Consider the following 24304-nt stretch of genomic DNA (forward strand, 5'->3'; position numbering starts at 1 on the left):
AAGAACGGTCCCGTGTCAGGCCGGTGTGGCCACCTGTTCGCTCACGACCTGGGCCGCGGCGGAGACCAGGGCGGTCACCGACGGGTTGCCCGAGTTGTCCTGGCGCCACGCGAACTGCGTGTACACCCGGAACGGGGGGACCCAGGGCAGCCTGCGCAGCCTGCCGTCCGCCAGCTCGGCCGCGACCGTGACCTCGGGGACGAGGGAGATCCCCAGCCCGGAGGCGACCGCGCGCTTGGCGGCGTCGATCGAGTCGAGCGCCAGCACCGGCGACCTCGACTCGCTGTCGTGCAACCCCAGTGCCTGTTCGAACTGCTCGTAGTAGCTGGCGCCGTTCTCGGCCCTGACCAGCGTGCTGCCGCGCAGTTCATCCTCGGTGATCACCGACCGCCTGGTGAGGGCGTGGGTCGGCCCGCTGACCATGACCAGCGGTTCGGGGCAGAGCACCGTCGACTCCAGCCCCTCGCGGGGCTCGATCGGCCCGATGAAGAACGCGCAGTCGAGACGCCCCTCCCGGACCGACGACAGGTTCGACTGCGTGTTCCGCGAGTGCAGTGAGATCTGGACGCTCGGATAGCGCCAGCACATGTACTCGATGAGTGGTAACAGCCGGTAGTCGGTCAAACTCTGTGCGCTGCCGATGACGAGCTTGCCGTGCGGCTCGCCGTTCATCGTGATGGCTTTTCTGGCCTTGTCGGTAAGCGTGATGATGTTGCGTGCGAAGGGCAGTAGCTCAACGCCCGCGGACGTCATCTGGATGCCTCTGGGAAGTCGTCGGAACAACGAGACGCCGAGCGTCTCCTCCAGGGCCTTGATGCGGGTAGTGATCGTGGGCTGCGAGCAATTCAGAGTGGCGGCGGCCTTCGTAAAACTTCCCGTTTGAACCACAGTTGTGAACGCCAAAAGCTGACGCGTCTCCATGGAGCTCCCCAACGGTGCGTAAAAGAGTGATCCACGAGCGCCGGGGTAGGACGGCGCCGTGGTGACCGGTGCGTTGGCGGCAGTTGACCTGGCTGCGGGTAGGAGCGGTCAGGTCGGCTGGGGCGTCAACATCGCCGGGCAACCGTGCTGGGCGCCGAAGAGAACTGGTGGAACCGCATCGGTGCCGGGCGGGGAGCCCGGCGGTCGAGGTGGATGAGGGCGGACAGGAGCGCGCGGTGGGTCAGGGGCAGCGGCGGAATGGATCTCATCGGGTCATCGACACCTTGTCTGGTAGGTGGTTGAAAAGCTCGATGACATTGTCTCGCTCGTTTCTTGCGTCCCGTTACCGGTTGCGTCCGCTACTGGTCCCCCCAGAACGTCCGGCAACTTTCTTCAGGTGAGCAAGGTGGTCCCAGGCTCGCGCGTCACGCTACCTGACCTGCACACGAATGGACTACGGCGAGTGGAGTCATCTCAACAAGTGAAAGTTTTCCATGAGGCACTACTCCGGATGGACTGCATTCACTCGTTGTGCGTAACCCCCCTGGGTTCTGGTTGCGTTCAGTGAGTACCGACTACGACACTCGGGTAACTCGGGCAACTGTAGGTAATCGTGGTGTCCCGCGTATGGCTTCGGAGAGTCAACGGATGCGATTGCCACTCGAATGGCCTAGCGCTCTGCTGAACCGCTTAGTATCGAATAGCCCGCCCGGTGGAACGCCGTGGACCTTCCGCACGCGGGGCGACTTCGGAGAGCGCTTTCGCGCGCGCTCCGGTTTCCCGTGGTCAGCGATCTGGCCCCCCGGACGGCCCAACGCCGCGTTCGAGCGTCACCACCACCCCGTCCGACGCCGTCGACGCGCCGCCGGTTCCCGCGCGCGGGCGGCTAGTGGCCCTCGGTCCGCGCGAAGACGCAGCCGTCGACCCCGGCGGGCTCCACGGTGGCCCCGGTGCCCTCGACCGGCTCGCACCAGAGGTGCCGCAGCCCGAGCTCGCCGGTGCCCAGTTCCTCCGACGTGATCGCGAACCCGTCGCCGAAGCTGAAGTCGGGGTTCTCCGTCAGCGTCCCGTCGGCCAGCCCGGCCCTCCAGAACTCCTGGAGCGCCCTGACGCCGTCCGGCTTGAAGAGGACGAGGCCGACCTTCTGGAACGGAGGCACGGCGCAGGTCGCCCACGACGCCACGAACGGCTCGTAGAGCCTCGCCCGGTCCGCCCCGAGGTAGGTGGTGAGCTCGGCCGGGGTGGCGGTCCTCGCGTCCGAGCACCGGCCGCCGCTGGCGTCCTTCGTCCACGCCACGACCTCGTCGAGGGTGGTGAACGGGCCCGCGGGGGCGGTCGGCCGCGAGGTGCTCGGGTGGTGGCCGGGGTGGAGGTCGGAGTGGGGGTCGGCGGCGGGTTCGGCGGACGCGCAGGCGGCCAGCAGGGCCGCTCCGGTCACCACCGCGGCCAGCGCGCGAACGAGCATCCGCCACCTCGCATTGGTCTAGACCCCTCACGGTAGAGGTTCGCGACCGCGCCGGATAGGGGGCCAGCGCACCCCGGCAGGTCGACGCGACCGGCCGCTCACCTAGACTCGACGGGAATCCCGACGCCTGTCGTGGTGTTTCGGGCTGTTCCGCACGTCATGTTCGTTACGAGGAGACCACGTTGAAGAGCACCGTCGAGCAGCTGAGCCCGACGCGGGTCCGGATCAACGTCGAGGTGCCGTTCGACGAGCTCAAGCCGGACTTCGACCGCGCTTACCGCAAGCTCGCCAAGCAGGTGCGCATCCCCGGCTTCCGCCCCGGCAAGGCACCCGCGCGCGTCCTGGAGAGCCGCATCGGCCGCGGCGCCGTACTGGACGAGGTCGTCCAGGAGGCCATCCCGGCCAAGTACCTGGAAGCCGTGAACAGCGGTGAGGTGCGCACCCTCGGCCGTCCCGAGTTCGAGGTCACGAACATCGCCGACGGCGACTCCCTCGCGTTCAGCGCCGAGGTCGACATCCGTCCCGAGATCACCGTGCCCGCGTTCGGCGAGCTGTCGGTGAGCGTCGAGGACCAGGAGGTCGAGGAGTCGGACGTCGACACCCAGCTCGACGAGCTGCGCGCCCGCTTCGGCACCCTCACCGGTGTCAAGCGCGAGGCGGCCGAGGGCGACTTCGTCGTCGTCGACCTGTCCGCGACGGTGGACGGCGCCGAGGTCGAGGAGGCCAAGACCTCCGGCCTGTCCTACGAGATCGGCTCCGGCCAGCTCGTCGAGGGCATCGACGACGCCCTGATCGGCGCGTCCGAGGGCGAGACCAAGACGTTCACGACCACGCTGGTCGCCGGTGAGCACGCGGGCCGCGAGGCCGAGGTCAGCGTCGTGCTGAACAGCGTCAAGGAGCGCCAGCTCCCCGAGCTCGACGACGAGTTCGCCCAGCTGGCCAGCGAGTTCGACACGCTGGACGAGCTGAAGGGCGACCTGCGCACCCGCCTCGGCCGCGTGAAGAAGATGCAGCAGGGCGTCGAGGCCCGCGACAAGGTCCTCGAGGCGCTGCTCGCGACCACCGAGGTGCCGCTGCCCGAGGCCGTCGTCCAGGGCGAGGTCGACGCGCGCAAGCACGACGCCGTGCACTCGTTCGACCACGACGAGGCCCGCTTCGCCGAGTGGCTGACCGAGCAGGGCCAGACGCAGGAGGAGTTCGACACCGAGGTGCGCACCGCGGCCGAGCAGGCCGTGAAGACGCAGCTCGTGCTCGACTCGATCGCCGACGCCGAGGAGATCAGCGTCACCGACGCCGAGCTCACCGAGCGGATCATCTACCAGGCGCAGCGCTTCGGCATCAGCCCGGACGAGTACGTCAAGCGCGCCCAGCAGTCCGGTCAGCTCGGCGCCATCTTCGCCGACGTCCGCCGCGGCAAGGCCCTCGCGGCCGTCGTGCGCCAGGCGACTGTGACCGACGCCACCGGCAACGAGCTGGACCTCGACGAGCTGTTCGGCGAGTCCAAGTCGGACGCTCCCACCGAGGAATCCGCGGAGCAGTGAAGCCCTGAGCGAAAACGGGCGGTGTCGGGAAGTTGACACCGCCCGTCTTCGTTAAGGTCGCTCGTAGGGATTCCGGCAGACGGGATCAGAACAGAGTCAAGCCACGGCGGAGCAGTCCTCCCCGTTCCTCCTGGAGTAAGGCAGGCAGACGTGACGCAGCACTCCTTCCCGACGCCCGAGATGCGGTCGTCCGCGGGGATGAACCTCAACGACTCGGTTTACGAGCGGCTGCTCCGCGAGCGGATCATCGTGTTGGGCTCCCAGGTCGAAGAGGGCATCGCCAACCAGATCACCGCGCAGCTCCTCCTGCTGGCGGCCGAGGACCCTGAAAAGGACATCACCCTCTACATCAACTCGCCCGGCGGCTCGGTCACCGCGGGCATGGCCATCTTCGACACCATGCAGCTCATCGAGCCCGACGTGGCGACCACGGCCATGGGCCTCGCGGCGTCCATGGGCCAGTTCCTGCTCTCCGCGGGCGCGCCCGGCAAGCGTTCGGCCCTCCCGCACGCGCGGATCCTCATGCACCAGCCCTCCGCGGGCGTCGGCGGCACGGCGGCCGACATCGCGATCCAGGCGGACATGCTGACCCGCACGAAGCAGGAGATGGCGGAGCTCATCGCCGAGCACACCGGGCAGCCGGTGGACCGGATCATCGCCGACTCGGACCGCGACCGCTGGTTCACGGCGCAGGAAGCGCTGGAGTACGGCTTCGTCGACAAGGTGATCACCCGCCCCACCCGCGTCTCGAACGCCTGACCGCGGCACAACCCAGGAGACATCAAGTGGACCAGTCCTACGCGCCCCAGTCCCGGTACGTGCTGCCGTCGTTCGTCGAGCGCACGAGCTACGGGGTCAAGGAGTCCAACCCCTACAACAAGCTGTTCGAGGAACGCATCATCTTCCTCGGCGTGCAGGTCGACGACGCCTCCGCGAACGACGTCATGGCGCAGCTCCTGTGCCTGGAGTCGGACGACCCGGACCGCGACATCCTGCTCTACATCAACTCGCCCGGTGGCTCCTTCACCTCGCTGATGGCCATCTACGACACGATGCAGTTCGTCCGGCCGGACATCCAGACGTACTGCCTCGGCCAGGCCGCCTCGGCCGCCGCCGTCCTGCTCGCCGCGGGTACCCCCGGCAAGCGGCACGCGCTGCCGAACGCCCGCATCCTGATCCACCAGCCTTCCACCGAGGGCGTCTACGGTCAGGTGTCGGACCTGGAGATCCAGTCGAACGAGATCCAGCGCGTTCGCCGCCTCATGGAGACCACGCTGGCGCACCACACGGGCCGCTCCCCGGAGCAGGTCCGGCTCGACGTCGAGCGCGACAAGATCCTGACCGCCGACGCCGCGAAGGAGTACGGCATCGTCGACGCCGTGCTCCCCTACCGGAAGCTCTCGGCGAACAAGTGACGCCCGACACGCCGAGCTGACCGGGCCTACCGGTCGGTTCGGCGGGTCCGGGGGACGCTGGTCCTCCCACTTGCACGGGTTGGACAGGTACCGTCGAGACGAATGGGTGGAACTCGTGTCCAACGGGTCTCGCCACACGATCAGGCGCCGCACATCAGGGTGTGCGCCGGAGGGGACAGAGGTCAGCGGTCATGGCGCGTATCGGTGACGGCGGCGACCTGCTGAAGTGTTCTTTCTGCGGAAAGAGCCAGAAGCAGGTGAAGAAACTCATCGCTGGCCCCGGCGTTTACATCTGCGATGAGTGCATCGACCTCTGCAACGAGATCATCGAGGAGGAGCTCGCCGAAGCGGGCGACGTCAAGCTCGATGAGTTGCCGAAGCCGTCTGAGATCCACGAGTTCCTCGACCAGTACGTCATCGGTCAGAGCGAAGCGAAGCGGACTCTCGCGGTGGCGGTCTACAACCACTACAAGCGCATCCAAGCGGGTGACCGGGGGCGCGAGGGCAGGGACGACGGCGTCGAGCTGGCGAAGTCGAACATCCTGATGCTCGGGCCGACGGGGTGCGGCAAGACCTACCTCGCCCAGACGCTCGCGAAGATGCTGAACGTTCCGTTCGCCATCGCGGACGCGACCGCCCTCACCGAGGCCGGTTACGTCGGTGAGGACGTCGAGAACATCCTGCTGAAGCTCATCCAGGCCGCCGATTACGACGTGAAGCGCGCCGAAACCGGCATCATCTACATCGACGAAGTCGACAAGATCGCCCGGAAGAGTGAAAACCCGTCCATCACCCGTGATGTGTCCGGTGAGGGCGTCCAGCAGGCGCTGCTGAAAATACTGGAGGGGACCACGGCCTCCGTGCCCCCGCAGGGTGGTCGCAAGCACCCCCACCAGGAGTTCATCCAGATCGACACGACGAACGTGCTGTTCATCGTGGCGGGTGCGTTCGCGGGCCTGGAGAAGATCATCCAGGACCGCGTCGGCAAGCGCGGTCTCGGCTTCGGCGCCGAGGTGCGCACCAAGGCCGAGGTCGACGCGGCGGACTACTTCGCCGACTCGATGCCCGAGGACCTGATCAAGTTCGGCCTCATCCCGGAGTTCATCGGCCGTCTCCCGATGGTCGCGAGCGTCACGAACCTGGACAAGCCGTCCCTGGTCAAGATCCTCACCGAACCGAAGAACGCGCTGGTCAAGCAGTACCAGAAGCTCTTCGAGATGGACGGCGTCGAGCTGGAGTTCACGAAGACCGCCATGGAGGCCGTCGCCGACCAGGCGATCCTCCGCGGCACCGGGGCCCGCGGGCTCCGGGCGATCATGGAGGAGGTGCTGCTCCCCGTCATGTACGACATCCCGAGCCGCACCGACGTCGCCAAGGTCGTCATCACGGAGCAGACGGTCAAGGAGAACGTGAACCCGACGATCGTCGCCCGTCAGCCGAGCAGGCGCGAGCGCCGCGAGAAGTCGGCGTAGAGCACCATCGCGGATGGGCGCACTCCGGTCCCGGAGTGCGCCCGCTCGTGTTTCCGGAGGAGAATCGTGTCGCTGCCCTACGTCCTCCTGCTGCACGGCCTGAACGGTTCGGGGCCGACGCACTGGCAGAACTGGCTCGCGGGCGAACTCGCCCACCACGGCGCCCAGGTCGACGTGCCGCTGTTCACCGAAGCCGACCGCCCGTCCCGCGACGTGTGGCTGGCTGAACTGCGTGCCCACCTGTTGGCCGCCCCCACAACGGGTGAACGTGTCGTCGTCGCCCACTCCCTCGCGTGCCTGCTCTGGCTGCACCACGCGGCGACCTCGCCGGACGCGTCCACGCGCGTGGACCGGGTCCTGCTGGTCGCCCCGCCGAGCACCGACTGCCCGGAACCGGCCATCACCACGTTCATCCCGGCCCCGACCGACGCGGACGGCCTCCGCAGGGCCGCGGCGACCACCCGCCTGGTCGTCGGCGAGGGCGACCCGTACTGCACGCTCGACCAGGCGAAACTGCTCGCGGAGTCGCTGCGGATCGAGGTGGACGTCATCGTCGGCGGTGGCCACCTGAACGTCGACGCGGGCTACGGCCCGTGGACCGCCGTGCTCAAGTGGGTCCGCAGCGACCGCACCCCGCTCACCCCGCGGTAGTCACGCCCGGCTTCGGCACGCGCTTGCCCACGAACCGGACCACGTCCGGCACCGCCCGGCGGAAGAAGTGGTCGTCGTGCCCGCCGGGCGCGATCGACCCGACCACGGGCTTCTTCTCCTCGATGAACTTCCGCGCCCCGACGATGAACCGGTCCTTGTCGCCGATCCAGATCCCGATGGGCACGTCGCCCAGTTCGGCCTGGTGCTTGAGCGGGTCGAGGGAGGCCCACTGGTCGGCGTTCGCGAACGCCTTCCGCTTCGCCATCTCCGGCCACGACGTGAGCAGGCCGGGAGCGATGGTGGCGACCGCCGAGAGGGGCTGACGGCGTTCGTTGCGGCGGCGGGCGTAGAGGAGGGCACCGAAACCGCCCATCGAGACCCCGGTGCAGGCGAACGGCTGCGGGCCCAGGCCGCGGTCGGCGAGCCAGCGGGGGACCTCGTCGAGGAGCATCGCCATCGGGTCGTCGCCGGGCACGTTCTCGTGCCAGTAGTTGTCGCCGCCGTCGACGGCCACGAACCCGAACGGGGGCACGGCGCCGCGCACGACCGCGGAGGTGAAGACCTCCACCAGACCGCCGACGGCCGCGTACCGGGCGTTGCCGTGCAGGCCGTGGAGCAGGATCGACATGGGCAGGTTCGGCGGTGTCGGGCCGGGCGGCAGGATGGTCACCAGGTCGACGTCCCGACCCCTGGCCGCCGAGCGGACCCGGCTCACCTCCACGACCGCGCGCTTGCCCGCCGGTTTCGGCCCGGCGACGCCGAGCGCCAGCCGCAGCGCCTCACCCAGCGGTGCGGTGCCGCCGAGCGCCAGCCCCAGTCCCGCGGCCGTCACACCCGCCGCGCCGAGCGCGGACAGCACCGTACGCCGGTGCACGCCCGCGCGTGGTCCCTCGTCGTCCATGTCCCCCGCCCTCCGCACCACACATCGTCCGCCGGCTCCGGGGTGTTTCGCCGGCAGGACAGGGGTCATGTCACCAGGTCTGCCCGAAGTTCCACGATCTCGGCCGCTGTGTAACCGAGCGTGCGCAGCACGTGGTCGGTGTGCTCGCCCAGCGCGGGCACCGCGCCCGGAGCCCAGTCCCAGCCGTCGACGGGTGGCCGCAGCATCGTGACCGATCCGCCGGGCACCGCCACCTCCCGCCCGCGCTCGCGGGCGACGAGCTGGGGGTGGTCGGGCAGGTCCGCGACGCTCCGGGTGCGCGCGGCGGGCACGTCGGCGGCGTCCAGCGCGGCCAGCAGGGCGTCCGCGGTCCACGCGCTGAAGTCCAGCTCGGCGTGCAGCTCGTCGCGGTGCCGCACCCGGTCGGCGACCGTGCCGAACCGGGGGTCGTCGGCCAGCGCGGGCCGGTCCAGCACCCGCGCGCACAGCCGCCGCCACTGCGGGTCGTTCTGCACGGCCAGGTGCACCGCGCCGTCGCCGCACGGGAACGGCCCGTACGGCGCGATGCTCGGGTGGTGGGCGCCGTTGCGGGGCGCTGCCCGGCCCGTGCCCGCCGCGTAGAGCATCGGCTGGTGCATCCACTCGGCCAGCGCCTCGAACAGGCTCAGCCGCAGCGTGGCGCCCTGCCCGGTCCGCGCGCGGGCGAGCAGCGCGGCCAGCACCGCCGACTGGAGCTGGACGCCCGCCGCGATGTCGGCCACCGAGATCCCGGCGCGCGCGGTCACGTCGCCGTCGCCGGTCAGCTCCACGAGACCTGCCTCGGACTGGACCAGCGCGTCGAACGCCTTCCGCTCGCCGTACGGGCCGCCGTCGCCGTACCCGGACAGCTCGCCCACGACGAGGTCGGGCCTGCCCGCGCGCAGCGCGTCCGCGTCCAGACCGCGCCGTCGGGCCGCACCGGGGGAGAGGTTGCACAGCACGACGTCGGCTCGCGCGACCAGCCGGGCCACCACCTCGGCCGCCCGCTCGTGGGCCAGGTCGAGGGTGAGGGACTCCTTGCCGACGTTCGTCCACGCGAAGTACGACGACACCTCACCGCACGCCGGGTCGTAGTGCCGCGCGAAGTCCCCGACACCCGGTCGTTCGACCTTCACCACCCGCGCCCCGAGGTCGGCCAGCAGCCGCGTCGCGTACGGGACGGCCACGGCCTGCTCGAAGCTGACCACCAGGACGCCGTCAAGGGGCTTCGACACGCTCGGCACCGGTGTAGACGTTGAGCGAATCGCCCCTGAGGAACCCGATCAGGGTCATGCCCTGCTCCTCGGCCAGCTCCGCCGCGAGCGACGAGGGCGCGGACACCGCCGACAGGACCGGGACGCCCGCCATCGCCGCCTTCTGCACCAGCTCGAACGACGCCCGCCCGGACACCATCAGCACGTGGTCGCGCAGCGGCACCCGGTCGTTCATCAGCGCCCAGCCGAGGACCTTGTCGACCGCGTTGTGCCTGCCCACGTCCTCGCGCACCACCAGCAGCTCGCCCGACGACGAGAACAGCCCCGCCGCGTGCAGGCCGCCGGTCGAGGCGAACACCTTCTGCTGGGCCCGCAGCGCGTCCGGCAGCCCCGTCAGCACGTCCACGCGCACCCGGCACGGGTCGGCGGCGGGCGAGAACGAGGTCTTCAGCCGGACCGCGTCGAGCGCGGCCTTCCCGCACACCCCGCAGGAGGAGGTGGTGTAGAAGTTCCGCTCGACGCCCACGTCCGGTGACGGCACGCCGGGGGCGAGCGCCAGGTCGAGCACGTTGTAGGTGTTCTCCCCGTCGGGACCGGTGCCCTCGCAGAACCGGGCGGTGGAGATGTCCTCCAGACCGGTGATGACGCCTTCGCTGAGCAGGAAGCCGTGGGCGAGCTCCACGTCCTGACCCGGTGTGCGCATCGTCACGGCCAGCGCGCGACCGTCCACCCGCAACTCCAGGGGCTCCTCGGCGGCCAACGCGTCGATCTTCTTCCGCTCCCCGCGGGACGAGAAGCTGATCACCGGGCGTCGAACTGTGACGCGTCCCATCGCCAACCCCTCACTTCGAGCCGTTCCCCGCCGATGACCTACCGCTCATCGTGCCCGTTCGTGCGAACAGCATCGGCGAGCAATTAAGTTCCGGTGGTCACCAACCAGGTTACGGAGGTGTCGGACAGTGGGTTTCCTCGACCGCTCCCGAACAGTCGCACCCGCGGACTGGAACCGCTGGCTCATCCCGCCGGCCGCGCTCTCGGTCCACCTCGCCATCGGCCAGGCCTACGCGTGGAGCGTCTTCAAGTCGCCCCTGGAGGGCGCGCTCGGGCTCTCCGGCACGCAGAGCGCCCTGCCGTTCCAGCTCGGCATCGTGATGCTCGGGCTGTCGGCCGCGTTCGGTGGCACGCTCGTCGAGCGCAACGGCCCGCGCTGGGCGATGTTCGTCTCCGCCGTGTGCTTCTCCTCGGGGTTCCTGATCTCCGCGCTCGGCGCGTGGACCTCGCAGTTCTGGCTGGTGGTGATCGGCTACGGCTTCGTCGGCGGCATCGGGCTCGGCATCGGCTACATCTCGCCGGTGTCGACGCTGATCAAGTGGTTCCCCGACCGGCCCGGCATGGCGACCGGCATCGCGATCATGGGCTTCGGCGGCGGTGCGCTGATCGCGTCGCCGTGGTCGACGCAGATGCTCAAGTCGTTCGGCAAGGACCACACCGGCATCGCCGAGTCGTTCGCCGTGCACGGCGTCGTCTACGCGGTGTTCGTGTCGCTGGGCGTGCTGCTGATCCGCGTGCCCGCCGAGGGCTGGCGACCTCCCGGCTGGGAGCCCGCCGCCGCGGTGGTCAACAAGATGATCACGACGGCGAACGTGTCCGCCCGCAACGCGATCCGCACCCCGCAGTTCTGGCTGCTGTGGATCATCCTGTGCTTCAACGTCACCGCGGGCATCGGCATCCTGGAGAAGGCCGCCCCGATGATCACCGACTTCTTCGCGGAGACGGCGACGCCGGTCGCGGTCGCCGCCGCGGGCGGGTTCGTCGCCCTGCTGTCGCTGGCCAACATGGGCGGCCGGATCATCTGGTCGTCCACATCGGACCTGGTGGGGCGCAAGAACATCTACCGCATCTACCTCGGTGTCGGTGCGGCGATGTACCTCGTGATCGCGTTGGCGGGCAACGTGTCCACGCCGCTGTTCGTGGTGTGCGCGATGGTGATCCTGTCGTTCTACGGCGGCGGTTTCGCGACCATCCCGGCGTACCTGAAGGACCTGTTCGGCACCTACCAGGTCGGAGCGATCCACGGTCGGCTGCTCACCGCGTGGTCGACCGCCGGTGTGCTCGGGCCGCTGATCGTCAACGCCATCTCGGACAGCCAGAAGGCGGACGGCAAGTCCGGTCCCGACCTGTACACGAACTCGCTGTTCATCATGATCGTGCTGCTGGCGATCGGGTTCGTCGCCAACGAGCTGGTGAAGCCCGTCAGCGCGAAGTTCCACGAGCCCGTCGAGCTGGAGGAGGCGTCCCGATGAGGCGACCGTTGATCGTGTTCGCGTGGCTGTGGGTCGGCGTCCCGCTCACCTACGGGCTGGTCGAACTGGTGCGTCGGGTGACGCCGCTCTTCACGAGCTGACAGCTCCACCCGATCGAGTGACGGTCGAGGAGCGGTTTCCGGGGGTTTCTCGTCGGTGCTCCCCGGTGTGCTCGACCCATGCCTCTCCTGTACTTCTGGCTCCTGCTCCGGGACGCGCTGGTGGCCCTGCCACCGCGCGTCCCGGCCGGGGTCGTCCCCGTGCTCGGCCACGGCGGCTTCGTGGTGCGGCTGTTCGCAGGCCGTGATCCGCCCTAGGTTGGCCGGGTGGACTCCTATGACGTCGTAGTGGTGGGTGGCGGGCACAACGCGCTGGTGGCGGCGACGTACCTGGCCAAGGCGGGGTTGTCGGTGCTCGTGGTCGAGAAGCTGGACCACGTGGGTGGCGCGGCGGTGAGCGCGTCGCCGTTCGCGGGCGTTCCCGCCCGGCTGTCCCGCTTCTCCTACCTGGTCAGCCTGCTGCCGGACCGGATCGTCGCCGACCTCGGCCTGCGGCTGGAGCTGCGGTCCCGTGCGGCGTCGTCCTACACGCCCGTCGGTGACGGCGGTCTGCTGGTGGAGCGCGTGCCCGGTCCGGCGACGGTGGAGTCGTTCCGCGCGGTGACGGGGTCCGGCTCGGCCTGGGAGGTGTGGCAGCGCTGGTACGCCTCGCTGGACGCGCTGGCCAAGGTGGTGGCGCCGACGATGCTGGAACCGCTGGTCTCGCGCGCGGAGTTCGCCCGGCTGGCAGGCGACCTGTGGTCGCCGGTGTTCGAGCAGCCGCTCGGCGTGGCGCTGGAGGAGCTGTTCCCGGACGACGTGGTGCGCGGTGTGGTGGCGACCGACGGGCTGATCGGCACCCACACGTCGCTGACGTCGCCGGACCTGCTCGCCAACCGGTGCTTCCTCTACCACGTGGTCGGCAACGGCACGGGGGAGTGGCGGGTGCCCGTCGGCGGCATGGGCGCGGTCACCGCCGAGCTGCTGCGGGCTGCCACGGCCGCGGGGGTGGAGATCGTCACCGGGGCTGAGGTGACACGGGTGTCCGTCGACGGGGCGTCCGGGTCCGTGGTGTTCGACGGGCGGGAGGTCGGTGCGCGGTTCGTGGTGGCGGGTGTGGCGCCCGCCGTGCTGGATTCGTTGCGCGGGAAGGAAGTGGTGTCGCGGGGTGAGGGCTGCCAGCTGAAGGTCAACATGCTGCTGACCCGCCTGCCCCGGTTGCGGTCGGGGGTGCCCGCCGAGGTCGCGTTCGCCGGGACGTTCCACCTGGACGAGTCCTACGCCCAGTTGGAGTCGGCCTACGCGGAGAGCGCCGCTGGCGAGGTGCCGTCCGTGCTGCCGGGCGAGATGTACTGCCACTCGCTGACCGACCCGTCGATCCTCGGGCCGTCGTTGGCCGGGCACCACACGTTGACCCTGTTCGGGCTGCACCTGCCCGCCGCGCTGTTCGAGGGGCGCAACGAGGAGCTGCGGTCTTCGCTGGTCGACCGGTACCTGGCCGGTCTGAACCGGTACCTGGTCGAGCCGATCGAGTCCTGCCTGGCGCTCGACGCCGACGGCAGGCCGTGCGTCGAGGCCCGCACACCGCTGGACCTGGAGGCCGAACTCGGGCTGCCGCGCGGCAACATCTTCCACGGCGACCTCGCGTGGCCGTTCGCCGAAGACGGCGAGGCGGGCACGTGGGGTGCGGAGACCGACGAGCCGAACCTGTTCGTCTGCGGCGCGGGCGCTCGGCGCGGTGGAGGGGTCAGCGGCATCAGCGGCCACAACGCCGCGATGGCGGTGCTGGCGCGCCTCACGAAGTAGGCGCGGTGGGACGGCGTGCCGCACTTCTTCGCGCTTGACCTGGGTGGTTCACCACTTGACCAGCTCATCGGCATCGGCCAGCCACTCACCACGCGGCGATGGCGTCCCTGGACGCCCGTGGACGAGCAGGTTGCCCTGACGGGAGCCGAAGGACTTCCTGGGCGTCGGCGCACCCACTGCGTGGAAGCCGGCGCCGCTTCAAGGCCCGGAGTCCGAGGAGCGGCGGACGCACCTGCGCGTCAGCGGGTACACGCGCTACCTGGCTGGCGGCTGAGGTGACGCCGAGATCGACGTGGTCTTCGCGCACGGCCGAGCAGTGGGAACGCCGGAATCGCGGGTGCGTCCGCACCCGATGCTCACGCCGCCGCGCGTCATCCGCTGGCGCGCGGGGTGTCGAGGAAGCGACATCCGTGGCGTACGAAGCGGGCTGTCCCTGGCGGCGGCTGGTTCCGGTGCCGAGGGGTACATACGGATCGTGCGGCGGACCCACCACCAGGATCCACCTCGCGTGCGACGGGCCACGCCCGACCGCTGTCGGTCGTGCCGACTGACGGCGACGTCAACGACAGCACCCGGGTCACAGCCGGCACCGAGTTCCGGCGACCGGGCCCCGGCCGCCCGGCGACCAGGCCCGCACGCGTCCTCGCGGACAAGGGCTGCTCGACCAAGGCCATCCGCGCCCACGTGGCATCCCGGCCACCATCCCGCGACCCCGTGACCAGCAGGCCAACCGCAAGCGCCAACGCCGGGCAGACGGACCTTCGACCGCACCGCCTGCGAACGACTCACCGTGGTCGACCGCCGCTGCAACCGGCTCAGGCAGTTCCGCGCCATCGCCACCCGCTTCGACAAGACCGCCGTGTCCCACCGGGGCACGACCGACCTGGCCACCCTGCTCACCTGGCTCCGAGGACAGGCCCTAAGCCCGGTGCTCCAGCCGCACGACGATCGACTTCGACGTCGGCGTGCCGGACGTCGTCGCCGTGGAATCCAGCGGCACCAACGAGTTCGCCTCCGGGAAGTACGCCGCCGCACACCCGACGGCCGTCGGGTACGACACGATCCGGAACGACTCGGCCCGGCGCTCGGTGACCCCGGTCGGGTCCTCGGGCCACTCGCTGACGATGTCGACGACCTCGCCGTCGGCGAACCCGAGCGACGTCAGGTCGTCCGGCGCGACGAACACGACCCGCCGCCCGTCCTTCACACCGCGGTAGCGGTCGTCCAGCCCGTAGATCGTGGTGTTGTACTGGTCGTGGCTGCGCATGGTCTGCAACAGCAGCCTGCCCTCCGGCACGTGCAGCACGGTCAGTTCGTTCGCGGTGAAGTTCGCCTTGCCGGACGTGGTGGCGTTGAACTCCCGCGCGTCGCGCGGAGCGTGGGGGAGCACGAAGCCGTCCGGCTGCCGGACCCGCGTGTTGTAGTCGGCGCAGCCGGGCACGACGTTGGCGATCCGGTCGCGGATGGTGTCGTAGTCCTTCTCGAACGCCTCCCACGGCACCGGGTGCTCACCGCCGAGCACCTCGCGGGCCAGGCGGCAGACGATCGACACCTCGGACAGCAGGTGGTCGCTCGCCGGAGCGAGCCGTCCGCGCGAGCGGTGCACGACGGACATCGAGTCCTCGACCGTGACGAACTGCTCGCCGGAGTGCTGGAGGTCGCTCTCGGTGCGGCCGAGCGTCGGCAGGATCAGCGCCACCTTGCCCGTGACCACGTGCGACCGGTTGAGCTTGGTCGACACGTGCACGGTCAGGTCGCAGCCGCGCAGCGCCTTCTCGGTGACCGGCGTGTCCGGCGAGGCGGAGGCGAAGTTGCCGCCGACGGCGAAGAAGACGCGGGCGTCGCCGTCGCGCATCGCCCTGATCGCCGCGACGGTGTCGTACCCGTGCTTGCGCGGCACCCGGATGGAGAACTCCTGCTCCAGCGCGGACATGAACTTCTCCGGCATCTTCTCCCAGATGCCCATCGTGCGGTCGCCCTGCACGTTGGAGTGCCCGCGCACCGGGCACAGGCCCGCGCCTGGCTTGCCGATCATGCCGCGCAGCAGCACGACGTTGGTGATCTCCTGGATGGAGGGCACCGAGTGCTTGTGCTGGGTCAGGCCCATCGCCCAGCAGACGATCGTCCGCTCCGAGTCGGCGAGCATCCGCGCGACCTTGGTGATCTGCTCGCGCGAGAGGCCGGTCGCGGTGTCGACGGACGCCCAGTCGACCTCGGCGACGTGGGCCCGGTAGTCCTCGAAGCCGTGGGTGTACCGGTCGATGAAGTCGCGGTCCTCGGCGCCCCACGACAGCAGCAGGTTGCCGATCGCCTGGAACAGCGCCTGGTCGCCACCGAGCTTGATCTGCACGAACTCGTCCGCGAGCGGGGTGCCCCTGCCGACCAGTCCGCGCACGTTCTGCGGGTTCTTGAACCGCATCAGCCCGGCCTCGGGCAGCGGGTTGATCGCGACGATCTTCGCGCCCTTGCCCTTGGCCTCCTCCAGCGCGGACAGCATCCGCGGGTGGTTGGTGCCGGGGTTCTGGCCCATCACGACGATGAGGTCGGCGTCGTGGATGTCGTTGATGCTGACCGAGCCCTTGCCGATGCCGGTGGTCGCGCTCAGCGCGGCGCCGGAGGACTCGTGGCACATGTTCGAGCAGTCCGGCAGGTTGTTCGTGCCGTAGGAGCGGACCAGCAGCTGGTAGAGGAACGCGGCCTCGTTGCTGGTGCGGCCGGAGGTGTAGAACACGGCCTGGTCAGGGCTCGCCAACCCGTTGAGGTGCTCGGCGACCAGCCGGAACGCGGCGTCCCACGCGATCGGCTCGTAGTGCGTCGCCCCCTCGCGCAGCACCACCGGCTCGGTGATCCGACCCTGCTGGCCCAGCCAGTAGTCGGTCTTGTCGGCCAGGTCGGCGATGGGGTGGGCCGCGAAGAAGTCGGGCCCGACGCGCCGCCGGGTGGCCTCCTCGGCCACGGCCTTGGCGCCGTTCTCGCAGAACTCCGCGAGCTTGCGGTGGCCCTGCGGCTCCGGCCACGCGCAGCCGGGGCAGTCGAAGCCCTCGCGCTGGTTCAGCAGCCGCAGGGTCGTGGCGGTGCGGGTCAGGCCCATCTGCTCGACACCGCGCTTGAGCGACACCGCGACACCGGGGATGCCCGCCGCCCAGTCCTTCGGCTTCGTCACGTCGAGCTGCGACTCGTCGACGTCCTGCTGCGGTGGTTTCCGGGTCATGCCCCCAGTATCGCCGCGCCGAATCCCGGTGGCAGGTCGCCGCGCTGTGATGTCGGTCGACGTGGTGACCGGCTGGGACGGCAAGCCCCACCGCCGCGCTTGGCGAGGGCGTGGCGATGGGTGCCGCGACCGGTTCGCCGAGGGGCGGAGCGGACCGCTGTCACGGGCTCCAAGGGGTTGAACCGAGTCCGTGAATCCGACTTCTACGCCCACTGAGCTGGCCAATCGCTGTTAATTGTGAACTGCGTCACTTAACGGCGACAGCATCCGTTCGGGTGACCCTCAGCCTGGACAGGTGTTGACCGTCGGCATCGGCTGCGACGGGTCGAAGTAGTCCTCCGGCCTGCCCACCTCCACCGACGAGCCGCGCTGGGTCCTCGGCTCGGTGAACGAGGGGGCGAGGAAACCCTCGCGGGAGGCCGCGCAGCCGATCGAGTAGCTGTGCTCGGTGGCCGGGCCGGACCACATGCCCTGGCTCTCGGCGCGGAAGGTGGGGCCCGACCGCATCACGTAGTCGTACCTGATCCTGGTCACCGCCACGACGTCCATCGGGCTCGTCGGCTCCTCCTCGGAACCGGTCGCGAACGCGTAGGCGAACACGTAGTCGGTGTGCACGACCAGTTCGCCCGCGCTCTTCGCCTCGATCGTCATGCCACCGCTGACCTTGGGCGCGACGGGCAGCAGGGCCGTGCCCGGCGCGATCCTGGTCGCGACCAGCCCCGCCTCGTCGTCCCGGTCGCCGGAGAACAGCGGCCGCAGGCCCTCCTGGTCGTCCAGCGCGAACAGGCTGAGCAGCGGTTCCGGGTCGTGGCCCTCCACCACGCGGCGGTCGAGCCTGGCGGCGACCACGGCCGCGCGGGCCTTCGCGTACGCGTCGGCGACCTGCTCCGCGCTGAACGTCCCGACCGCGGTCGCAGGGGGGACGACCAGGCCCGCCTCGCCGTCGGGCCAGTGCTCGGCGGGCGTGCCGCGGAACGGGTCGGTCGGGTCGACCCGCGTGATCGTCGTCGGTACGGCGGCGGGAGCCGGTTGCGGCACGGGCTGGAGCGTGGTGCGGATGCCGACGCCCAGCGCGACGACGGCCAGCAGCGCGAGGCCCGTGGCGACCTTGTCGCCGTGCCGGGCCAGCCAGGTTCTTCGCCGGATCCGGCGGACCTCGCTCGCGACTCGGCCGATCGCCGCCCGCAGCCACTCGGGGTGGCTCTCCACGCAGTGCACCATCACGTCAACTCCCCCGTGGCCGCCCGTCATTGGACGATCGGGCGGCGGGGCGCGGGCGTTAGCAGGTATGTGGGAGGAAGTCGATAGCGAAGGGTTCGTAGACTCATGGTGTGACCGAATCCAGCACCACTCCACAGCGTCCCGAACTCCCCGCGGCGTGGCAGCCGTCCGAGGTAGAGGCGGGGCTGTACCAGGGCTGGGTCGACCACGGCTACTTCACCGCCGACGTGAGCAGCGACAAGCCGCCGTTCACGATCGTGCTGCCCCCGCCGAACGTCACCGGCAGCCTCCACATGGGCCACGCGCTCAACCACAGCGTCATGGACGCGCTCACCCGCAGGCGTCGGATGCAGGGGTACGAGGTCCTGTGGCTGCCCGGCATGGACCACGCGGGCATCGCGACGCAGAACGCCGTGGAACGCGACCTCGCCAACAACGGCCTCTCCCGCAACGACCTCGGCCGCGAGAAGTTCGTCGAGCGCGTGTGGGAGTGGAAGGACGAGTACGGCGGCAAGATCCTCGACCAGATGCGCCGCCTCGGCGACGGCATCGACTGGAGCCGCGAGCGGTTCACCATGGACGAGGGCCTGTCCCGCGCCGTCCAGACGATCTTCAAGAGGATGTTCGACGACGGTCTGATCTACCGCGCCGAGCGCATCATCAACTGGTGCCCGCGCTGCCAGACGGCCCTGTCGGACATCGAGGTCGAGCACTCCGACGACGACGGTGAACTCGTCTCCATCCGCTACGGCGAGGGCGCGAACTCCATCGTCGTCGCGACCACGCGCGCCGAGACGATGCTCGGCGACACCGCCGTGGCCGTGCACCCGGACGACGAGCGGTACCAGCACCTGATCGGCACCGAGGTCGAGGTGCCGCTGACCGGCCGCCGCGTGCCGATCGTCGCCGACGAGCACGTCGACCCGAAGTTCGGCACCGGCGCCGTCAAGGTGACGCCCGCGCACGACCCGAACGACTTCGAGATCGGCCAGCGCCACGGCCTGCCGAACCTCACGATCATGGACGGTCGCGGCGTGGTCACCGCGAACGGGCCGTTCGAGGGCCTCGACCGCTTCGAGGCGCGCCCCGCCATCGTCGCCGCGCTGCGCGACCAGGGCCGGATCGTCGCCGAGAAGCGCCCGTACGTGCACTCCGTCGGCCACTGCGAGCGCTGCGGCACGGTCGTCGAGCCGCGCCTGTCGCTCCAGTGGTGGGTCAAGGTCGAGACGATCGCCAAGGCCGCGGGCGACGCGGTCCGCGACGGCCGCACCACCGTGCACCCGGCCGAGCTGACCAAGCGCTACTTCGACTGGGTCGACAACCTGCACGACTGGTGCATCTCGCGCCAGCTCTGGTGGGGCCACCGCATCCCGGTCTGGTACGGCCCGGCGGGCGAGGTCGTCTGCGTCGGACCGGACGAGCAGCCGCCGTCCGGCGACGGCTGGCGCCAGGACGACGACGTGCTCGACACGTGGTTCTCCTCCGGCCTCTGGCCGTTCTCCACGCTGGGCTGGCCGGAGGAGACCGCCGACCTGGCGAAGTTCTACCCGACCTCGGTGCTGTCCACGGGCTACGACATCCTCTTCTTCTGGGTCACCAGGATGATGATGTTCGGCCTGTACGCGATGGACGGGGTCCAGCCCTTCGACCACGTCTACCTGCACGGCCTGATCCGCGACGCCAACGGCAAGAAGATGTCCAAGTCGCGCGGCAACGGCATCGACCCGCTCAACTGGATCGACAGCTACGGCGCCGACGCCACCCGGTTCACGCTGCTGCGCGGCGCGAACCCCGGCTCGGACCTCGCCGTCGCCGAGGAGTGGGCCGCGGGCGCCCGCAACTTCACCACGAAGCTGTGGAACGCCACGAGGTTCGCGCTCTCCAACGGCGCCACGGTCGAGCGACCGCTGCCCGCCCGCGACGCGCTGACCGACGCGGACCGCTGGATCCTGGACCTGCTCGACCAGCTGGTGTCCGATGTGGACGCGCAGTTCGAGGCGTTCCAGTTCGCCAAGCTGTCCGAGGCGCTCTACCACTTCACCTGGGACGAGTTCTGCGACTGGTACCTGGAGCTGGCGAAGGTCCAGATCGCCGAGGGCGGCGAGCGCGCCGAGGCGACCCGGTCCGTGCTCGGGCACGTGCTCGACGTCGTGCTGCGGCTGCTGCACCCGTTGACGCCGTTCATCACCGAGACGCTGTGGAAGACGCTGACCGGCGGTGAGTCGCTGGTGATCAGCGAGTGGCCGAAGCCGTCCGGCGCCGAGCGCGACGAGACCGCCGCCGCCAGGGTGGAGGGGCTCAAGAAGCTCGTCACCGAGATCCGCCGCTTCCGCTCCGACCAGGGCCTGCGCCCGACGCAGAAGGTCGCGGGCAAGGTGCGCGGCGCGTGCTGCGTCGACCTGGTCGACCAGGTGCCGTCGGTCAAGGCGCTGACCAGGATGACCGAGCCCGGCGACGACTTCGCCGTGTCCGCGTCGCTGGAGGTCGGCCTGCCCAAGGGCACCGTGACGGTCGAGCTGGACACGTCCGGCACGATCGACGTGGTCGCCGAGCGCAAGCGGATGACCAAGGACCTCGCGGTCGCGGAGAAGGAACGCGCGCAGTGCGAGGGCAAGCTGAACAACCCCGCGTTCACCGACAAGGCGCCCGCCGACGTCGTGGCCAAGATCCAGGCCCGCCTGGCGGCCGCGAACGCCGACATCGAACGCCTGAACGCGCGCATCGCGGCTCTGCCGGAGGCGAAGTGAGTTCCGACCCGGCGGCCCTGGACGCGCTCCGGGCCGTCGAGTCGGAGCTGAACAAGCGCTGGCCGGAGACGAAGATCGAGCCGTCGCTGGACCGCATCCGGGCGCTGACGCACGTGCTGGGCGACCCCCAGCACTCCTACCCGGTCATCCACATCACCGGGACCAACGGGAAGACGTCGACGTCGCGGATGGTCGACGCGCTGCTGACGCGCATCGGGCTGCGCACGGGCCGCTACACGAGCCCGCACCTCCAGCTCGCGACCGAGCGGATCAGCGTCGACGGCGAGCCGATCTCGCCGGAGCGGTACGTCGAGGTGTACCGGGACGTCGAGCCGTACCTGTCCCTGGTTGACGGTCAGCAGGACGTGCCGCTGAGCAAGTTCGAGGTCCTCACCGGCATGGCGTTCGCGGCGTTCGCGGACGCCCCGGTGGAGGCCGCGATCGTCGAGGTCGGCCTGGGCGGGGCCTGGGACGCGACCAACGTCGCGGACGGCCGGATCGCCGTGGTCACCCCGATCGGCGTCGACCACGTCGAGTACCTCGGCCCGGACGTCGAGGGCATCGCGCGGGAGAAGGCCGGGATCATCAAGCCCGGCTCCGTCGCCATCCTCGCCGAGCAGACCAACGAGGTCGCCCGGATCCTGATCGAACGGGCGACCGAGGTGGACGCCATGGTCGCCCGTCAGGGCCTGGAGTTCGGGGTCCTGGACCAAGCCGTGGCCGTCGGCGGGCAGGTGCTGAAGCTCCAGGGCCTCGGCGGTGTCTACGACGAGGTGTTCCTGCCGCTGCACGGCGCGCACCAGGCGTCCAACGCGTCGCTGGCGCTCGCCGCGGTCGAGGCGTTCTTCGGCGCCGGCAAGGACCAGCCGCTCGACGTCGAGGCCGTCCGCGAGGCGTTCGCCTCCGTCACCTCGCCCGGCAGGCTGGAGCGCGTGCGCTCCGCGCCGACCGTCCTGGTCGACGCCGCGCACAACCCGCACGGCGCGGCGGCCCTCGCCGCCGCGCTGCGCGACGAGTTCGGCTTCCGCAAGCTCGTCGCCGTCGTCGGCGTGATGGACGACAAGGACGCGGCGGGCATCCTCGCGGCGCTGGAGCCGGTGGTCGCCGAGATCGTGGTGACCAGCAACTCCTCGCCGCGCGCGATGGACGCGGACACGCTGGGCGACCTCGCGATGGAGGTGTTCGGCGAGGAGCGGGTGTTCGTCCAGCCCTCGCTCGCCGACGCCGTGGAGGAGGCCGTCATGCGCACCGAGGAGGACGACGAGGAGGGCGTGGTGTCCGGAGGCGGAGTGATCGTCACCGGGTCCGTCGTCACGGCCGGTGAAGCCCGCGCGCTGTTCGGCAAGGAGCCGTCATGACCACCCCACCGGTGAAGCCCCCGCCGAAGGACCCGATGAAGGCGTTCCGCGGCATCACCGCGGGCACGCTGATCATCGAGGTGATCGTGGTCGCGCTGGCGCTGCCGGTGATCGCCAAGCTCGGCGGCGGCTTCAGCACGGCGGCGGGCGTGCTGGCGTTCGTCCTGATCGCGGGCCTCATCGCCACGTGCGCGCTGCTCAAGCACCCCTGGAGCTTCTGGCTGATCGTCGGACTGCACGTCGTGATGGTCGCGTCGTGGTTCGCCCTCACCGCCCTCGGCGCCGTCGGCGTCGTGTTCAGCCTCGTGTGGGCGTGCGTGTTCTGGATGCGCCGCGACCTCGCCAAGCGCATGGCCGAAGGCCGCCTGCCGAGCCAGCAGGTCTGAGGGTTCACCCGGCGGTCAGCCGGTGTTCGGCCGCCGGCGGTGTTGACGGGCTAGAACACCGGCATGACCGATGAGCGGGCGGTGAACCGGCGGACGCTGCTGCGCGCCGGTGGACTCGGTGTCGCGGGTGTGTTCCTGCCCGGTGCGGCGCTGGCGCGGACGGGCAGGCCGGTCCTGACGCACGGTGTGCAGTCCGGCGACGTGACCACCGACGGCGCCGTGGTGTGGACGCGGGCCGACCGGCCGTCGCGCATGGTCGTCGAGGTGGCCACCGACCCGTCGTTCCGGCACTCCCGGCGCGTGCGCGGGCCGCTGCTGACCCCGGACACCGGCGGCACCGGCAAGCTGCGGCTCGGCCACCTCCCGGCTGGCCGCCAGGTGCACTACCGGGTCGTCGCCGAGGACCTGGACGGCCGCGCGCGCGGTGAAGCCGTGACGGGCTCGTTCCGCACCGCGCCCGTCGGCCGCCAGGACGTGCGCTTCACCTGGTCCGGCGACGTCGCGGGCCAGGGGTGGGGCAGCAACCCCGACCTCGGCGGGATGCCGATCTTCGGCGCGATGGCCGCGCGCGACCCCGACTTCTTCCTGCACAGCGGCGACACCGTGTACTCCGACGGCCCGCTGCTCCCGCGGGTCGTGCTGCCCGACGGCCGGGTCTGGCGCAACGTCGTGACCCCGGAGAAGTCCAAGGTCGCCGAGACGCTCGACGAGTACCGCGGCCAGTTCGCCTACAACCTGCTCGACCCGGCGTTCCGGGAGTTCGCCGCGCGGGTGCCGGTCGTGGTGCAGTGGGACGACCACGAGGTCACCAACAACTGGTACCCCGGCGAGGTCCTCGACCTGCCGCAGTACACCGAGAAGCGGGTCGACGTGCTGGCCGCGCGGGCGTTCCGGGCGTTCCACGAGTGGCAGCCGATCGACCCCCGCCGCGCCGTCGACGGCCGCGTGTACCGGAAGTTCTCCCACGGCGCGCACGTCGAGGTGTTCGTGCTGGACATGCGCAGCTACAAGGACGCGAACACCGCGCCCCGCGACGGCGTCGGCCACGTCCTCGGCGAACGCCAGGCGCGGTGGCTGGTCGACTCGCTGGCCCGCAGCCGGGCGACGTGGAAGGTCGTGGCCGCGGACCTGCCGATCGGGCTGACCGTGCCGGACGGCGTCGACGTCGAGGGCGTCGCCAACGGCCTGCCCGGCGCGCCCGGCGGCCGTGAGCACGAACTCGCCGGTGTGCTGCGGGAGGTCAAGCGGCGCGGGGTGCGCAACGTCGTGTGGCTGACCGCGGACGTGCACTACACCGCCGCCCACCACTACTCGCCGGACCGCGCCGCCGTCGGCGACTTCGACCCGTTCTGGGAGTTCGTGTCCGGTCCTCTGCACGCGGGGGCGTTCGGTCCCAACGCGCTCGACCCCACGTTCGGGCCCGAGGCCGTGTTCGTGCACGCGCCCCCGTCCGCGAACACCTCACCGCTGGACGGGTTCCAGCACTTCGGGGAGGTCGCCGTCGACGGCCGCAGCGGTGAGTTCACGGTGTGGCTGAGGGACGCCACCGGACGTTCCCTGTGGACGAAGACCCTGTCCCCCCGCTGATCAGCACGTGATCCGGGGGTTGTCCACCGGTTGCACGGACCTTCGGTGTCGATTTCACGAAAACCGCACC

Annotated in this window: 20 protein-coding genes; 13 read left to right on the forward strand and 7 right to left on the reverse strand. The window is 70.4% G+C overall.

The window, feature by feature from the left end; all coding sequences use genetic code 11:
* Window positions 1-15 precede the first annotated feature (15 nt).
* Both AC156L_RS12845 and AC156L_RS12850 read right to left on the reverse strand, forming a co-directional pair.
* Window positions 16-921 (reverse strand): LysR family transcriptional regulator, encoded by a 906-nt coding sequence (locus AC156L_RS12845; protein WP_259621736.1) that lies wholly within the window; start codon window positions 919-921, stop codon window positions 16-18.
* Between the two features lie 886 nt (window positions 922-1807).
* Window positions 1808-2386 (reverse strand): hypothetical protein, encoded by a 579-nt coding sequence (locus tag AC156L_RS12850; protein WP_484406854.1) that lies wholly within the window; start codon window positions 2384-2386, stop codon window positions 1808-1810.
* A gap of 182 nt (window positions 2387-2568) precedes the next feature.
* Here AC156L_RS12850 and tig point away from each other — a divergent pair, with 182 nt between their 5' ends.
* The 5 genes from tig to AC156L_RS12875 all read left to right on the forward strand — a co-directional run bounded on the left by tig (window position 2569) and on the right by AC156L_RS12875 (window position 7465).
* A complete protein-coding gene (gene tig, locus AC156L_RS12855; RefSeq protein ID WP_484406855.1) occupies window positions 2569-3927 on the forward strand; it encodes a trigger factor in 1359 nt (452 codons plus the stop codon).
* A gap of 150 nt (window positions 3928-4077) precedes the next feature.
* Complete coding sequence (locus AC156L_RS12860; protein ID WP_484406856.1) at window positions 4078-4686, forward strand: ATP-dependent Clp protease proteolytic subunit; 609 nt, start codon at window positions 4078-4080, stop codon at window positions 4684-4686.
* A gap of 26 nt (window positions 4687-4712) precedes the next feature.
* Window positions 4713-5342 (forward strand): ATP-dependent Clp protease proteolytic subunit, encoded by a 630-nt coding sequence (locus AC156L_RS12865; RefSeq protein WP_259621740.1) that lies wholly within the window; start codon window positions 4713-4715, stop codon window positions 5340-5342.
* 191 nt (window positions 5343-5533) lie between these two features.
* Window positions 5534-6814 (forward strand): ATP-dependent Clp protease ATP-binding subunit ClpX, encoded by a 1281-nt coding sequence (clpX, locus tag AC156L_RS12870; RefSeq protein ID WP_106192775.1) that lies wholly within the window; start codon window positions 5534-5536, stop codon window positions 6812-6814.
* Window positions 6815-6880: 66 nt separating this feature from the next.
* A complete protein-coding gene (locus AC156L_RS12875; protein WP_484406858.1) occupies window positions 6881-7465 on the forward strand; it encodes an RBBP9/YdeN family alpha/beta hydrolase in 585 nt (194 codons plus the stop codon).
* Here the strand turns inward: AC156L_RS12875 and AC156L_RS12880 are convergent.
* The 3 genes from AC156L_RS12880 to fdhD all read right to left on the reverse strand — a co-directional run bounded on the left by AC156L_RS12880 (window position 7452) and on the right by fdhD (window position 10409).
* Window positions 7452-8366 carry an alpha/beta hydrolase gene (locus AC156L_RS12880; RefSeq protein ID WP_484406859.1) on the reverse strand — a complete coding sequence of 305 codons (915 nt, stop codon included), beginning with the start codon at window positions 8364-8366 and terminating at the stop codon, window positions 7452-7454. The genes AC156L_RS12875 and AC156L_RS12880 overlap by 14 nt on opposite strands.
* Window positions 8367-8431: 65 nt before the next feature.
* A complete protein-coding gene (locus AC156L_RS12885; protein WP_484406861.1) occupies window positions 8432-9598 on the reverse strand; it encodes a CaiB/BaiF CoA transferase family protein in 1167 nt (388 codons plus the stop codon).
* Entirely contained in the window at window positions 9582-10409 is an 828-nt protein-coding gene (gene fdhD, locus AC156L_RS12890) for a formate dehydrogenase accessory sulfurtransferase FdhD (RefSeq protein ID WP_484406862.1), read from the reverse strand. Before fdhD ends, AC156L_RS12885 begins: the two co-directional genes overlap by 17 nt.
* Window positions 10410-10536: 127 nt before the next feature.
* Here fdhD and AC156L_RS12895 point away from each other — a divergent pair, with 127 nt between their 5' ends.
* The 4 genes from AC156L_RS12895 (at window position 10537) to AC156L_RS12910 (ending at window position 13724) form a co-directional block, all read left to right on the forward strand.
* Window positions 10537-11880 (forward strand): L-lactate MFS transporter, encoded by a 1344-nt coding sequence (locus AC156L_RS12895; protein ID WP_484406863.1) that lies wholly within the window; start codon window positions 10537-10539, stop codon window positions 11878-11880.
* Window positions 11877-11981 (forward strand): MFS transporter small subunit, encoded by a 105-nt coding sequence (locus AC156L_RS12900; RefSeq protein WP_484406864.1) that lies wholly within the window; start codon window positions 11877-11879, stop codon window positions 11979-11981. The genes AC156L_RS12895 and AC156L_RS12900 overlap by 4 nt, the downstream gene beginning before the upstream one ends.
* A 78-nt stretch (window positions 11982-12059) precedes the next feature.
* Window positions 12060-12197 carry a hypothetical protein gene (locus tag AC156L_RS12905; RefSeq protein ID WP_484406866.1) on the forward strand — a complete coding sequence of 46 codons (138 nt, stop codon included), beginning with the start codon at window positions 12060-12062 and terminating at the stop codon, window positions 12195-12197.
* 9 nt (window positions 12198-12206) lie between these two features.
* Entirely contained in the window at window positions 12207-13724 is a 1518-nt protein-coding gene (locus AC156L_RS12910; protein ID WP_484406867.1) for a phytoene desaturase family protein, read from the forward strand.
* Between the two features lie 919 nt (window positions 13725-14643).
* On the opposite strand, the gene AC156L_RS12915 is transcribed toward AC156L_RS12910, so the two are convergent.
* Window positions 14644-16935 carry an FdhF/YdeP family oxidoreductase gene (locus AC156L_RS12915; protein WP_484406868.1) on the reverse strand — a complete coding sequence of 764 codons (2292 nt, stop codon included), beginning with the start codon at window positions 16933-16935 and terminating at the stop codon, window positions 14644-14646.
* Window positions 16936-17217: 282 nt separating this feature from the next.
* Window positions 17218-18159 carry a hypothetical protein gene (locus tag AC156L_RS12920; protein WP_484406869.1) on the reverse strand — a complete coding sequence of 314 codons (942 nt, stop codon included), beginning with the start codon at window positions 18157-18159 and terminating at the stop codon, window positions 17218-17220.
* A 107-nt stretch (window positions 18160-18266) separates the two neighbouring features.
* Between AC156L_RS12920 and AC156L_RS12925 the strand changes: the two genes are divergently transcribed.
* From AC156L_RS12925 to AC156L_RS12940, 4 genes are all read left to right on the forward strand, one after another.
* Window positions 18267-20903, forward strand: a complete 2637-nt coding sequence (locus AC156L_RS12925; RefSeq protein WP_484406871.1) for a valine--tRNA ligase — start codon at window positions 18267-18269, stop codon at window positions 20901-20903.
* Entirely contained in the window at window positions 20900-22261 is a 1362-nt protein-coding gene (gene folC, locus AC156L_RS12930) for a bifunctional tetrahydrofolate synthase/dihydrofolate synthase (RefSeq protein WP_330878705.1), read from the forward strand. Before AC156L_RS12925 ends, folC begins: the two co-directional genes overlap by 4 nt.
* Window positions 22258-22647 (forward strand): DUF4233 domain-containing protein, encoded by a 390-nt coding sequence (locus tag AC156L_RS12935; protein ID WP_330878706.1) that lies wholly within the window; start codon window positions 22258-22260, stop codon window positions 22645-22647. Before folC ends, AC156L_RS12935 begins: the two co-directional genes overlap by 4 nt.
* A gap of 63 nt (window positions 22648-22710) precedes the next feature.
* Entirely contained in the window at window positions 22711-24234 is a 1524-nt protein-coding gene (locus AC156L_RS12940; RefSeq protein WP_330878707.1) for an alkaline phosphatase D family protein, read from the forward strand.
* The last annotated feature ends 70 nt before the right edge of the window (window positions 24235-24304 follow it).

It is taken from the genome of Umezawaea sp. (assembly GCF_057122925.1).

Bases quoted from the DNA above. Each gene is read 5' to 3' on its own strand.
- AC156L_RS12845 (WP_259621736.1), bottom strand. From the start codon at position 921: ATGGAGACGCGTCAGCTTTTGGCGTTCACAACTGTGGTTCAAACGGGA.
- AC156L_RS12850 (WP_484406854.1), bottom strand. From the start codon at position 2,386: ATGCTCGTTCGCGCGCTGGCCGCGGTGGTGACCGGAGCGGCCCTGCTG.
- clpX (WP_106192775.1), top strand. From the start codon at position 5,534: ATGGCGCGTATCGGTGACGGCGGCGACCTGCTGAAGTGTTCTTTCTGC.
- AC156L_RS12880 (WP_484406859.1), bottom strand. From the start codon at position 8,366: ATGGACGACGAGGGACCACGCGCGGGCGTGCACCGGCGTACGGTGCTG.
- fdhD (WP_484406862.1), bottom strand. From the start codon at position 10,409: ATGGGACGCGTCACAGTTCGACGCCCGGTGATCAGCTTCTCGTCCCGC.
- AC156L_RS12900 (WP_484406864.1), top strand. From the start codon at position 11,877: ATGAGGCGACCGTTGATCGTGTTCGCGTGGCTGTGGGTCGGCGTCCCG.
- AC156L_RS12905 (WP_484406866.1), top strand. From the start codon at position 12,060: ATGCCTCTCCTGTACTTCTGGCTCCTGCTCCGGGACGCGCTGGTGGCC.
- AC156L_RS12915 (WP_484406868.1), bottom strand. From the start codon at position 16,935: ATGACCCGGAAACCACCGCAGCAGGACGTCGACGAGTCGCAGCTCGAC.
- AC156L_RS12935 (WP_330878706.1), top strand. From the start codon at position 22,258: ATGACCACCCCACCGGTGAAGCCCCCGCCGAAGGACCCGATGAAGGCG.
- AC156L_RS12940 (WP_330878707.1), top strand. From the start codon at position 22,711: ATGACCGATGAGCGGGCGGTGAACCGGCGGACGCTGCTGCGCGCCGGT.